General features: G+C 44.7%; 13 protein-coding genes and 2 pseudogenes. All 15 read right to left on the bottom strand.

Annotation, left to right across the window (positions count from 1 at the left end; genetic code table 11):
• Nucleotides 1-32: 32 nt before the first annotated feature.
• Nucleotides 33-1,078 (bottom strand): annotated as a pseudogene (locus BXP28_RS21420) (NAD(P)H-dependent glycerol-3-phosphate dehydrogenase).
• Between the two features lie 47 nt (nt 1,079-1,125).
• Nucleotides 1,126-1,719: a glycerol-3-phosphate 1-O-acyltransferase PlsY gene (plsY, locus tag BXP28_RS21415; RefSeq protein WP_023482636.1), complete on the bottom strand. Its 594-nt coding sequence runs from the start codon at nt 1,717-1,719 to the stop codon at nt 1,126-1,128.
• Between the two features lie 12 nt (nt 1,720-1,731).
• Nucleotides 1,732-3,054, bottom strand: a complete 1,323-nt coding sequence (der, locus tag BXP28_RS21410) for a ribosome biogenesis GTPase Der (protein ID WP_036657889.1) — start codon at nt 3,052-3,054, stop codon at nt 1,732-1,734.
• A gap of 104 nt (nt 3,055-3,158) precedes the next feature.
• Nucleotides 3,159-3,338: a capping complex subunit for YIEGIA gene (locus BXP28_RS21405; RefSeq protein ID WP_024093741.1), complete on the bottom strand. Its 180-nt coding sequence runs from the start codon at nt 3,336-3,338 to the stop codon at nt 3,159-3,161.
• On the bottom strand, nt 3,335-4,252 hold the full coding sequence (locus tag BXP28_RS21400) for a YIEGIA family protein (protein WP_036657887.1): 918 nt from the start codon (nt 4,250-4,252) through the stop codon (nt 3,335-3,337). The genes BXP28_RS21405 and BXP28_RS21400 overlap by 4 nt, the downstream gene beginning before the upstream one ends.
• Entirely contained in the window at nt 4,252-4,875 is a 624-nt protein-coding gene (locus BXP28_RS21395) for a hypothetical protein (RefSeq protein ID WP_023482633.1), read from the bottom strand. The genes BXP28_RS21400 and BXP28_RS21395 overlap by 1 nt, the downstream gene beginning before the upstream one ends.
• A gap of 161 nt (nt 4,876-5,036) precedes the next feature.
• A pseudogene (gene fni, locus BXP28_RS21390) lies at nt 5,037-6,085 on the bottom strand (type 2 isopentenyl-diphosphate Delta-isomerase).
• 36 nt (nt 6,086-6,121) lie between these two features.
• Entirely contained in the window at nt 6,122-7,357 is a 1,236-nt protein-coding gene (gene rpsA, locus BXP28_RS21385) for a 30S ribosomal protein S1 (RefSeq protein ID WP_023482632.1), read from the bottom strand.
• 140 nt (nt 7,358-7,497) lie between these two features.
• Nucleotides 7,498-8,082 (bottom strand): lysophospholipid acyltransferase family protein, encoded by a 585-nt coding sequence (locus tag BXP28_RS21380; RefSeq protein WP_036657885.1) that lies wholly within the window; start codon nt 8,080-8,082, stop codon nt 7,498-7,500.
• A 2-nt stretch (nt 8,083-8,084) separates the two neighbouring features.
• Complete coding sequence (gene cmk, locus BXP28_RS21375) at nt 8,085-8,765, bottom strand: (d)CMP kinase (protein ID WP_036657884.1); 681 nt, start codon at nt 8,763-8,765, stop codon at nt 8,085-8,087.
• 105 nt (nt 8,766-8,870) lie between these two features.
• Entirely contained in the window at nt 8,871-9,113 is a 243-nt protein-coding gene (locus BXP28_RS21370; RefSeq protein WP_024093736.1) for a hypothetical protein, read from the bottom strand.
• 64 nt (nt 9,114-9,177) lie between these two features.
• Complete coding sequence (locus tag BXP28_RS21365; protein WP_235430629.1) at nt 9,178-9,726, bottom strand: flagellar brake protein; 549 nt, start codon at nt 9,724-9,726, stop codon at nt 9,178-9,180.
• Between the two features lie 339 nt (nt 9,727-10,065).
• Nucleotides 10,066-11,418 (bottom strand): germination protein YpeB, encoded by a 1,353-nt coding sequence (gene ypeB / locus BXP28_RS21360; RefSeq protein WP_023482628.1) that lies wholly within the window; start codon nt 11,416-11,418, stop codon nt 10,066-10,068.
• A 179-nt stretch (nt 11,419-11,597) separates the two neighbouring features.
• Entirely contained in the window at nt 11,598-11,756 is a 159-nt protein-coding gene (locus BXP28_RS23410; RefSeq protein ID WP_024093732.1) for a hypothetical protein, read from the bottom strand.
• Between the two features lie 63 nt (nt 11,757-11,819).
• On the bottom strand, nt 11,820-12,509 hold the full coding sequence (gene prsW, locus BXP28_RS21355; protein WP_023482627.1) for a glutamic-type intramembrane protease PrsW: 690 nt from the start codon (nt 12,507-12,509) through the stop codon (nt 11,820-11,822).
• Nucleotides 12,510-12,523 lie beyond the last annotated feature (14 nt).

Below are 12,523 nucleotides of genomic sequence, written 5' to 3'. Positions count from 1 at the left end.
AATGTATGAAGGCAGGCTTTAAAGGGTGTAGGCTAACTCATCCATTTGCGGGTATCCGGGCTCGCAATCTCCTCCAGCTCATGTGTCCTTACACGGCCCATGAGATCTCTTACTGCCTCTTCTGCATCCTTATCCTCAAAGAGAACGCGGTGGAGTTCAGCGGTTATCGGCATCGTTACCCCGTATTTGGCTGCCAGGGCATGAGCCGCTTTGGTTGTTTTCACTCCTTCAACAACCATGCTCATCTCTTCTAAGACCTTATCAAGGGGTTTGCCTTGAGCCAATAAGTACCCCGCCCTCCAATTTCTGCTATGTTGGCTGGTGCAAGTCACAACCAGGTCCCCGATTCCTGCAAGGCCGGCAAAGGTCATGGGATTGCCCCCATGGTTACCCCTAACCTGGCGATTTCAGCCAGACCGCGTGTAAGCAGGGCGGCTTTAGCATTATCCCCAAAGCGGAGACCATCGGAAAGTCCTGCCCCTAATGCGATGATGTTTTTCAAAGCTCCGCTCACCTCAACCCCGACGACATCAGGGTTTGTATACACACGGAAGTAAGCATCATTAATAAACAAATCCTGTGCGGCATCAGCTGCCTGAAGATTGCCTGAAGCCACTACTACAGTTGTTGGACATTTGTGAATAACCTCTTCCGCATGACTCGGCCCAGACAGGACTACGATGCGTTCAGGCTCCATCTGAGGAAGCTCTTCCGTAATAACCGTGGTCATTCTATGTAAAGTATCGGTTTCAAATCCTTTTGTCGCATGGATGATAAGTGTTTCGGGCTTAATGTACGGCCTAATCCGGGCCGTCACTTCCCTCATCCCGGAGGAAGGGACAACCAGTACGACGGCTTCGGAACCAGTGACAGCTTCCTGTAAAGAAGTTGTGGCAATAATCCGGGAAGAAAGCGTAACTCCTTTTAAGAACCGCTCATTCGTATGTTTGGTATTTATTTCTTTAACCTGCTGCTCATTGCGCGACCAAATCATGACATCGTGCCCATTATCGGCAAGTACGGAAGCAAGGGATGTTCCCCAGCTTCCTGCCACAATCACTGATACTTTTTTACTCAAAGTTAGTCCCCCTTACTGTGACGGCTGATGATAAAACAAGTACAAGGTTATTTGGAGCCAATTTTATTTTCCCTGCCTTGAATCAGCTTCACTATGTTTGTACGGTGGCGCACAAAGGCAAAAACGCAAACAATCAGACTGGCCCAAACAATCTCCGGCGGCCGCCCCATTCCCCAAACAAATAATGGAAGAAGTGTTGTAAACAATAGGGAACCGAGCGAAACATACCGGGTAAAAAAGATGGAAGCTATGGCTATTATGCCGGCATAAAGAGCCGGAAAGAAACAAAGAGTTGCCGTAACACCAATTGTAGTTGCGATTCCTTTGCCACCCCGGAAACCAAAATAAATAGGCCAGTTATGGCCAATAATGGCGGCTAGTCCACACCATACTGGTACCCACTCATGATCGTACGTATTTAGCCACTTACCGATCAAAACCGCAAAAATGGCCTTCAGTACATCCAGGGCAAGAACAGCAATAGCAGGTTTTTTCCCAAGTACCCGTAAAGTATTTGTAGCCCCCGCATTTCCGCTTCCGTGCTTGCGGATGTCGATGCCCCTTACCCATTTGCCGATCAAAAAGCTGAAACTGATTGAGCCAATAAAATAACTAATAATTATCGCTGCCGCTGCAAGCAATAAACCTCTCCCCTATTCCTGATCAGATTTTCTGCGAGTAAATAACCGGACTGGAGTTCCTTCAAAATCGAAAGCGGCCCGGATTTTATTCTCAAGGTACCGTTCATAGGAAAAATGCATCAAGTCAGGATCATTGACAAAGAACACAAAGCATGGAGGCTTAACCGAGACTTGGGTAGCATAATTAATGCGAAGTCTTCTCCCTTTATCAGTTGGCGGCGGATTGAAAATCACCGCATCCGATACTACGTCATTGAGTACATGGGTTTGTACTCTCATAGCATGCTTTTCGGCAACCCGGTCCACAATAGGCAGCAAACGGTGCAGTCTCTGATGTGTTTTGGCTGAAACAAAAGTAACCGGTGCGTAGGTCATAAACAGGAAGTGGTCACGGATATTCTGGGTAAACCGCTGCATCGTTTTGTCATCCTTTTCAACAACATCCCATTTGTTAACTACAAATAAAGCTGCTTTGCCTGCTTCATGTGCGTATCCGGCAATATGTTTATCCTGTTCAATAATACCTTCTTCCCCATTTAGAACAACCAATACCACATCTGCCCGTTCGATCGCTTTTAAGGCGCGCATGACACTGTATTTCTCTGTATTCTCATATACTTTCCCGCGTTTTCTCATGCCAGCCGTGTCAATGATGACATACTTCTGGCCATCTTTTTCAAACGGAGTATCAATCGCATCACGCGTTGTTCCCGCCTGGTCACTGACAATGACTCTTTCTTCTCCCAATATCGCATTAACAAGAGAAGATTTCCCTACATTCGGGCGGCCGATAAGAGCTACACGGATAACTTCTTCACCGTATTCTCCGTCCTCTTCTTCCGGAAAATGGCGGGAAGCCGCTTCGAGCAAGTCACCAATCCCTAGACCGTGTGCGCCGGAGATCGGGATTGGATCGCCAAAACCAAGACCGTAAAACTCGTAAATCTCGTCCTGCCGTTTAAGATTATCGACTTTATTGACGGCCAGAACAACCGGTTTTCGGGAACGGTACAAGAGTTCGGCCACCTCTTCGTCAGACGGGGTCAGGCCGGATTTCGCATCCACCATAAATATAATGACGTCTGATTCTTCAATAGCCAGTTCGGCCTGAACCTTGACAGATTTCATAATATGGTCTTCCCCGTCAATTTCAATACCACCGGTATCGATAATACTGAATTCACGGTTCATCCATTCTCCTATTCCGTATAGACGGTCCCTCGTAACGCCCGGCCGGTCTTCCACAATAGCTAACCGGTCACCGATGATTTTATTAAAAATCGTGGATTTCCCAACGTTAGGTCGGCCCACAATTGCTATAATGGGTCTGCCCATTTCTTTCACTCCTCACAGTCGTACAAGCTACATATCTTCGGTTCGAATACATTCTACATCATAGCAAAAAAGAGGGGCCTTGGCTAATGTTTTGCTTCCATTCCCTAATGCCTGACCAGGATTATCGTCCCGTTCTTCAGATCATGCGCATTGGCATCAAGGATTTTTTCAAGTGTAAATGCAGTCTGTTGAAGTTCCTCTATATGCTGAACGACAAAACGGGGTGCTCCCCCTCCTGATACGGTATCCTTATGCAGTGTCACTACTGCCAAAATTTTCGTCATTCTGAACGACCTCCTGATTTATGCTGAGCCGATGATTCGGATGGAAGACGTACTGCACTTTCCAGGATAGGGACCTGCCTGACCGCTTCCGCCGCCTTCTCTTCATCTTTATCCTGGGGAAGAAGAAGAACTCCCAATATACCTGTTTCTAAATCCAGCTTGGCCATGGGAATCAGTGCCGGCTCGCCGGTATCCCGGTAAACCCCCAAAATGGTAGAGGCATCATGTAAAATAGCCTGCCGCTGCCCAATGTTGGCAATAGTGACCCGGCTGTTTTTATTCTTAGGCTTGATCAGCAGGCCAATGCTCTTTTTCTTGATAATCTCCCTTGAAGAGTCAAGGCCGACGTTCATAATATAAATGGAATCCACATACAAATCCGGGCCCTCGAGTCTGACTTCAACCGGAACCACGTCAGCAATATGGGCTAAACTTTTACCTGATTTCAACAGGTTGGCCGCCGCAAGAGCAGCGATCCCTACAGCTATTCCCCAGTACCAATGAAACATAATGCTGAACAGGGAAGCCATAAATGCTGTAAAGATCACAAGATAATTGCGTCCTTCAAACACCATGGCAATCCCTTCAATATAAGCTGCCCCCCTGGGGACCAGTTCCATGCTGTCAATCTGCATAAGGCTCTGCCGCTCCATATTCCTGACATCCCGGAATTGCTGGGCTGCGACCGTCAAAAATGTGACGGCTGTATAATCCTTATTCAGCAGAGCAGGAACGGCCACTGCCCCTAACCCTGCAGCAATTACACCAAGTGCCATATGAATAACCTTGCCGTGGGGATAAGTCGGGTACTGGCGGTAATCGGTCCTCAGCAGCTGAATTCTTGCCGTAACCCCGAACAGCACCCCAATAATAATGCCAACTATATAAGATTGATTAATCAACCAGCTAAACACTATTTGGCCCCCCGTTTCTTTTCCATCCACCCTGCTACTTTTTCCCGGCTTTCTTCCACCGCTTTTTGGATTAGAATACTGGTGACGCGTACTGTTACAACCGCTGCCCACCACATATCCCGAAAAGTGCCTCCTCCAATGATCTCCCCATTAAGCGGAATCCGTTCCCGAAATTTCCATAAATCAAGTATTATCAATATCAGGGTTAAGCAGCCAATCTGAGCAATAGGGTTGTATAAAGCTGCCGATGTCAGTAATCCAAGAAGTACCGCAGTGTCTATATATTCATTCCAGATAATAAAAAAAGGATCCTTTGTAATAATCCCTTCATATAAATAACCAATCACCGTGAGCAGTCCGCTCACAACCAGGACATGAATCCGGTTCATCTCAATATGAATGTTCAAGATACTTCCAATTCCCCAAACAGCGATGATAACAAAGCCTCCGGACAATCCTATATATTGACCTTCCCATGTAAACCAACCCAAGAGGCCATAACCCCATAAAAAAAGAAGCAGGCTCTTCTGTGAGCTGCTTCCATACAGGGTTTCTTTCCATCCGCTCGCATATAAAATAAGCGTGATTACATAAAGCAATCCTGCGAGATAACCTGAGTTCATGCAGTTCACCCTACCAGACATTAATCAAGAACAGGAGTTCTTGTACAAAATAAGAAAATATAAGAATCTTCTTAATTTTCTCCAGCGTAACGGCCAGATCCCGTAAGGACAAAGCCGTCTTTCGCTTTTGTCTTAGTATGGCAAAAGGATAGTTTTCTTACTCAGTTTCCTCGTCTTGCATAAGAAACGAAATCAATGCCTCTGGCTTTACACCACTCGGCAGTCCCCCCCGAAATTACAAGCGGAACCTCGGTCAGAGCGGGGATATTCTTTGCCACAAGGGCTGTCATAACAAGCTTAATCCCCCCTTCAAGCTCTTCTATGTATTGTATAAGGGAAGAAGTTCCTCTAGTCTTCAAAATATGGAGTAACCTTCCGGCCATCCCGACAGCAGAAGCCCCGAGCGATAATGCCTTTACTATATCCAGGCTGTTCCTAATTCCTCCTGAGGCAATAACTTGGCCTTTCGGGTAGACAGTCAGAGTTTCCAGAAGTGCAGTCGATGTCATCCCCCCCAATCGTTCAGCCAATCCAACTCTATATCTCTTCGGGCATTTTCAATCGCAGCAAAGTTGGTCCCTCCACTTCCCGCAACATCTACTATGCCGACACCGATTTCGTTGAGTCTAGCAGCACTTTCTTTCATAATACCGAAGCCCACTTCCTTCACTATAACGGGCACTCCTACACGGTCTATGATAGCAGATATGCGTTCCAGGGCCCCTTCGAAGCTGCGGTCACCCTCCGGCATGATCAGTTCCTGCATGACATTCAGGTGGATCTGCAGAGCATCTGCTTTCAGCATATCAACCGCTTCCTCTGCCTGTTCAGGTGTAGCTTCACTACCGAGATTGCTAATTATTATTCCGTCCGGATTCATTCTACGGACAACCTGATAGCTGGACCGCACTTCTTTGTTCTTAATGGCAGACATTTGCGATCCTACTGCCATAGCGAGCCTTTTTTCCCTAGATACTATTGCCAGTTCCCGGTTAATTTCTTCTGTTTCCAAGGCTCCTCCGGTCATTGCATTAATAAGAATCGGCGAGCTCAGTGTGAGATCGCCGATTCTGGTATCTAATACAATGGATTCTACCGAGGTGCCGGGAAGACAGTTATGGACAAATTTCAGATAGGCAAACCCTTGCTTGCCTGATTGGCCAAGTTCAAGCGCAAATTGGACATGTTCCATTTTACGCGACATGCGCATCCAGCTTCCTCCTTAACGAAGATCCAAAAGATCAGATTATTTTTTGAACTTGGAGAGTTTATCTCCAAAGCGCTCGCCTAGTGTCAAGGAAAGACCCTGATTGCTCAAAGAGACATTCTCATTGTTGGCCAGCTCTTTTTGGTGCGAAGCTTTCTCCGCTTTTGTAGCCGGCTCTGGAGCCTCTTCCGTTTCTTTAATGCTCAGGCTGATACGCTTTTCCGCCGCATTGATATCCAAAATCTTCACTTTAACCTCTTGTCCTTCTTTCAGGACTTCTTGCGGAGTGCCGATATGGCGGTGAGCAATCTGGGAAATGTGAACCAGACCTTCAACACCAGGAGTAATTTCAACAAAAGCACCGAAGGAAGCAAGACGCTTCACTGTTCCGTCAACAATGTCTCCAATGTTAAAGTTTTGTTCTACTTTGTCCCAAGGACCTTGTTCAGTAGCTTTAATGCTGAGGCTGACTTTATCATGCTCAGGGTCAACTTTCAATACTTTCACTTTTACTTTGTCGCCCTCTTTTACCACTTCAGACGGATGATCTACATGATGCCATGCCATTTCAGAGATATGAACAAGACCATCCAGTCCGCCGATATCCACGAAAGCTCCGAATTGAGTAAGGCGCTGGACAGTTCCTTCAAACACTTGGCCTACCTCAATGCTGTTTAAAATCTCTTTCTTTTTAGCTTCATATTCTTCATCCAACACATCTTTTTGGGATAGGATGACTTTATTTTTCTCCCGGTCTAGTTCTTTTACGCGCATACGAAGTGTACGGCCCTTGTAATCACTAAAGTCTTCAACAAATTGACGTTCCACCATGGAAGCCGGAATAAAACCGCGAACTCCTACATCCACGACAAGGCCGCCTTTTACTACTTCAGCCACAACAGCTTCCATGATAACTCTGTTTTCCATGTTTTCCTGGAGAACTTCCCAGGCCTTTTCACTATCAACAGCACGTTTGGAAAGGACCAGCTTTTCCTTGTTGTCATCAATTGTTACAACCTTGGCTTCCACCTCTTGGCCAACTTCCACCGCTTTATCGGCAGTATCCACTTGAACGGAGGACAGTTCTCGAACCGGAATAATGCCGTCATATTTATAGCCAATGTCAACGAAGGCTTGGTCCTGCTCAACCTTCACAATTTTTCCTTTCACAATGTCGCCTTTTTTTAAGGTTGCCACTTGGCTCATGGCTTCTTGAGCTTCCTGGCCTGCATCTTGTGCAGCTTGAGCTTCTTGGGATTTCATTTCTTCTGACATGGTATACCCTCCTTGTTAAAAACACATCCATAAATTGATATAGTAATCTGCGAAAAACGCAGGTTATCACAAAAATCACGATTAGTATAATTCTATTCAATCATTTCCATACCTGTCCAATCACACTTTGCGAGTCCTCTTTACGCTGAAGCAGAATGGGTTTGAATCAGATTGCGTATCTCCATCATGATCTTTTCCGTAGCTTTCTCCAAATCTTCGTTAGTTCCGCTTTCAAAAGGGGTCATATCCACAGCAGGACCATAAATAACCGTCATCTTACGAAACGGTTTGTAATTACCGATAATAGCTACAGGGATAACTGCGGCGCCTGATTTTACTGCAAACATGGCCGCCCCCTTTTTTCCCATCCCGGTGTTATTGCCGCGCGTGCCTTCCGGAAAAATGCCCATTACTTTTCCTTCACGCAGCAGCTTGATAGAAAGCTTGATCGTTTCCTTGCTTACACCCCCGCGTTTAACAGGGAAAGCATTCAGTTTTTTGATCAGCCAACCGAGGACAGGGATATTAAACAATTCTGCTTTGGCCATAAAGTGAACCTCCCTCTTAATCGGAACCCCGATGATGGGAGGATCTAAAGTGCTAATGTGATTGGAGCAAAGGAGTACTCCGCCGGTTGTTGGAATATGTTCAAGGCCTATCACCGTTAATCGGTAGAGAAGCTTGAAATAGCCGTAACAAACCGCTCTTGCAAACCGATAAAACATGGTCATTTCCCTCCGCCCACATTTGCTTTGCACAAATCGAGGATACGGTCTACAACCTGCTCAATACTTAGCTCTGTGCTGTCTAGTAACACGGCATCCTCAGCGCGGACTAAAGGGGAAATTTCCCTTTGTTCATCAAGTCGGTCCCGCCGGGCAATGTCTTCCACCAGCTGTTCAAAAGTGGTTTCCATTCCAGCTTCCTGCATTTCCTGAAGCCGGCGTTGTGCCCGTTTTTCTCTGCTAGCGGTCAGAAAAATCTTAACCTCGGCATCGGGAAGAACTTTCGTCCCGATATCTCTGCCATCCATGACTACTCCTTTTTGTGCGGCAAGCTCTTTTTGCATAGCAACCAGAACTTCCCGGACCGGTCCAATGCCGGAAACGGCAGAAACATAGAAGTTCACTTCCGGCTTGCGGATCTGATTGGTTACCGGATTGCCATCAACGAATACCTGCTGACCGTCTTCGTTAGGAATGAGTTCAATTTTTGTTTGTCTGGCCAATTCGATCACTGCTTCCGCCTGATCCGGAATCAGGTTCTGCTGGAGCATTTTCCAGGTAATCGCCCTGTACATGGCACCGGTGTCTACATAAACGAACCCAAGAGCATTAGCAACTAATCTGGCGATTGTACTTTTCCCCGCCCCAGCAGGTCCATCTATTGCAATATTAAATTTTTTCAAAACTGCGGTTCCTCCTAACAAGACCTTACGAACAAAAAAGCAGGCGTTGCCTGCTACACGTTGAAAATTATACCATACCTACAAGCCTGATGCAAAAGACAAAACTTATTTTGCGCCGCTTTTTAAGTCCCCGGTCAAGGAATAAGTAGAATAGGAAACCCCTTCCACAGACTCAATTCTGCTCAGAATCCGCCTTATATCCGGGATGAGAAGCATAGACTGTACGATAATTAACAAGGTCAAGAGAACTAAAATCATCCTCTTTAACCAAGTTTCAACATGAGTGGAGCAAACAATAAATTTCTGTTCGTAAGAAGATAATGGTTGTTTTTGCGATGCACGCCGCATCGGAGATCGCCCTCCCCTATGTAGGTTGATGCTAGTGTTTCCCCGACACGTCTTATTATGCGGCCTATTTTTTACGAAAATCAAGCTGTCTTTCAAAACAATATTGGATTAATTTTTGCCTATCACGGTCCGTAATCTCGATAAATCTCACCATGACTACTTTTTTGCCGCTTTCAGCTTCCCCAATACGTACGATCTCTCCTTGAAAAGGCAGGTGTTCAATTATACCGTTTTTGTAATGAACCAGCAGCCAACAAGATATTCTCTTCCCTTTATCCAAAGTCTCGTTCCGATCATAAACAAAGGCAATTCCCCCTCCACTCACATTGATTGTTTCGGTAACAAACCGGAAAACTCCATTATAATCAACGGCAACTTCAAGTTTGGCGGGAATACGGAGATAATTTCTGCGCTGCTTGCTTGTAATTTGGCCTTCTTCAGGTTTACTGATACCAATCATCCGGATTCCTTCTTCTTTATACCCGAGCACCTCAGATTGAAAGTAATGCTTGAGTCCTCCTTCTGTTACAAAACTCATGGAAAGCAAGTCTCCAAAATGCAATTTCTTATAGCATCCCGTTTCCATATTCATTGGAATCTCTATGTACAGCATCTCTTCATCTATGTCTGAAATACGCGATTTATAGTGTGATTTTGCTTCATTCACATCAAAAGATTCAATATGAAAAAAACAGTATCATTAATGGTTAGCAGCAAATTCATCACTCCTTTATCATACTTAAGACCTAACTATAAGTCCTATAGACGATTATATCACACCCTAAATCATACATAGATTCAAATTTTATACTAATGAATCAATTTCATAACTTAGATACCCATCCGAGTTGTATTATGAAATTGATTCTAATCATAAAGAGCGTTAATCAGTTCCAGAAATATTGGCACAAAAATAAGAGTTTGCCCCCTCATGAAGGACAAACTCTTATTTTTATTTTGAGGCTTCGACATCCTCTTTGCGAATTGTTTCAATTTTTTCTTCGGTTCCTAAATCACCATTAATATAAACCCGGTAGCTCTGGTCATTCATATTCCCGATAAATTCATAACACATCACGTCTTTATCGTTTTGATCCTTTATTACAGCCATTCCATCACTAACTACCTTAAGGTTTGAATTCAGCTTCTTCCTGGCTTCATCCAAAGATAATTTTGGTTTGGCAGGAATCTGATCTTTTTTGGAAAATACATAATCCGTAGTTTGCATTCCCGTCAATTCTCCATTGTCCAGAGCAACTGTTGTTACTAATTTTTGCGGATAATAAACAATATCATCTATTTTACGTGCAAAAGTGATATTTGCAGTGTTACCGTACTTGTCAAAGCTGACGGCCGTCATATTCGGGTAACCATGCTGATCCAAAAATTCATTAGCCTTATCCCTGGCTTCCCGGACACTGAGCTTCGTTTCTTTTACCTCCCGGGGCTTCATGAAATAAATCAATTCCCCGCCTTTTTTGGTAAAGTCCATCTGCAAAACACTTTCGCCACTCGCTCCCATGGCATTAGCACTGAGTGACTGATATTCGGAAGCATTCCCGTTTTCGTTTACTTTGATTTGTTCTGCCGGGAGACCCGAGAATTTCGCCGCTTTCTGCTGGATTTCCCCAGGCGTCATCTCTTTACCTGTCAGCACGCTAACATCACGCTTGGTGTGAAGGCTCATGGAAGTTACACCTGTTGAAAGTTCATTATAGTTACTTACCTTCTTGTCAACAGTTTGAAACCCGTCAATAATGGTGTTGTCCTCCGGCTGCTTATCAGAAGCCAGGGCCAGCTCAACATCCATCCAGCGCAAGCGGTTAGCGATGACTTTCCCCTGTACTCCACGAAGTTCATTTGATATTTCATTAGAGTGTTCATAAAGTGAACTAAGTGTTTTCATTTCTTCTTTCGACAGTGGTTTTTTGTTCAAATCACGAACAGCCGCTCCGTAGCTGAATTTTGCCAGTTTTGATAAAAATTCTTCAGTTTTATTAAACTCCATAAGTGAAAGCGGCAGCTGATTGATTTCATTCTGCGCTTCGCTCGTCAGTCTCCAAACGTTTACAAGACCCTTACGGTAAGAATCAGTGGATGCCGTATGAACAGCCAGGGCATTTCCCAGTTCACTTTTAAGCTTATCCATATGAAAGGACAAATCATGAAAGGCACGCTGATATTGATTTTCTGCCTTGATCAAAATTGAATTCTTCTCCTGATGTTCCGTGTACCCCCATACACCTGTGCCGATTAACGCGACAAGCAAAATAGGGAACATAACCATACTCAGTCTGCGGTACATATTTGGGTCGGCTCCTTTCCTTCGCCCTAAATTTTCTGTTAGTTTCCTCCGGGGAAAGAAACTTTATACGCCAGGACCCAAAACCAAGAAAAAACGGCTTAATCGACCTATTCAGGAACCTCTCCTCTTCTTAAAGAATGGAAATAAAACACAAAAAAGAGACCCCCTTCCTGGGATCTCTATTCAACCTGCTCTATGTCCAAATCAGTCTCATTATTGCACAAACATTGCTTAAAACCCGTTTCAATTTTTCCCTTTTCCAGTTTACCGCGCAATATAAACCGTTCTCCGCAATGCTTGCAGCGGATAGCTACCTTAACCCTATTGACGATCGACATAAGCTCCCTCCTACCGCCTGGATATTCCCCTCAAACCAGGGGGTATCTCCAGTATGGGCAAGTTCAGCTAATCTTAATCTCGTCATCATTCTTAATTACTCTAAATGGTGACCGGGCATTGGCCCGGTCCACCTTTGTAATGGTCCTTATCCAAAGGAAAATCATGAATGGGACCATAATCCAAACCCAGTTTTCCTTGGCCACAAGAAGAATATAATCAAACAACCCATGATAAAACATAGGGATCAACATGGACATCAGCATAAATTTACGTTCAGAATGAGCCATGAATTTGGCTTTGCCCATGTAATATCCCATGATCGCTCCGAATAGAGCATGTCCGGATACGGGCAGCAAAGCCCGGATTAGGAGACCCGAAAAGCTGGTTATATTAAAGATGGCGTAAAAAACATTCTCCAGGGTAGCATAACCCATGCTTACCGCAACAGAATAGACAATTCCGTCATAAGGCTCATCAAACGAATCATGGCGGTAAATCAGGTGGTAAACGACGAACCATTTGAGGAATTCTTCCAATCCCCCGGAAATAATAAAAGCAAAGGTAAAATGACTATCCCCAAGTTCCTGGGTCATGGCCCTTTGCAGAACCAATGAAGGGAATACAAGTAAAACACCGAATAAGAACAGTTTGAATACAAGATGAATCGGTTCGGAATCATATCTGTCTTTTAAATAAAAATAAGCAAGCAAAGAAAGTCCGGGAGCTATTGCAGCAACTAGAACGGCAAACATATAGGTAAGCTCCC

The sequence above is a fragment of the Paenibacillus larvae subsp. larvae genome (assembly GCF_002003265.1).
GTDB classification, from domain to species: Bacteria; Bacillota; Bacilli; order Paenibacillales; family NBRC-103111; genus Paenibacillus_H; species Paenibacillus_H larvae.
The sequence above is the reverse complement of the archived record's forward strand: the minus strand, read 5'-3'. Positions and strand labels throughout refer to the sequence as shown.

Coding starts and splice junctions, on each gene's coding strand:
- prsW (WP_023482627.1), bottom strand. CDS start 12,509: ATGTTTGCCGTTCTAGTTGCTGCAATAGCTCCCGGACTTTCTTTGCTT.
- BXP28_RS21405 (WP_024093741.1), bottom strand. CDS start 3,338: ATGACGAAAATTTTGGCAGTAGTGACACTGCATAAGGATACCGTATCA.
- BXP28_RS23410 (WP_024093732.1), bottom strand. CDS start 11,756: ATGTCGATCGTCAATAGGGTTAAGGTAGCTATCCGCTGCAAGCATTGC.
- BXP28_RS21380 (WP_036657885.1), bottom strand. CDS start 8,082: ATGTTTTATCGGTTTGCAAGAGCGGTTTGTTACGGCTATTTCAAGCTT.
- BXP28_RS21370 (WP_024093736.1), bottom strand. CDS start 9,113: ATGCGGCGTGCATCGCAAAAACAACCATTATCTTCTTACGAACAGAAA.
- BXP28_RS21395 (WP_023482633.1), bottom strand. CDS start 4,875: ATGAACTCAGGTTATCTCGCAGGATTGCTTTATGTAATCACGCTTATT.
- ypeB (WP_023482628.1), bottom strand. CDS start 11,418: ATGTACCGCAGACTGAGTATGGTTATGTTCCCTATTTTGCTTGTCGCG.
- BXP28_RS21365 (WP_235430629.1), bottom strand. CDS start 9,726: ATGCTGTACATAGAGATTCCAATGAATATGGAAACGGGATGCTATAAG.
- der (WP_036657889.1), bottom strand. CDS start 3,054: ATGGGCAGACCCATTATAGCAATTGTGGGCCGACCTAACGTTGGGAAA.
- rpsA (WP_023482632.1), bottom strand. CDS start 7,357: ATGTCAGAAGAAATGAAATCCCAAGAAGCTCAAGCTGCACAAGATGCA.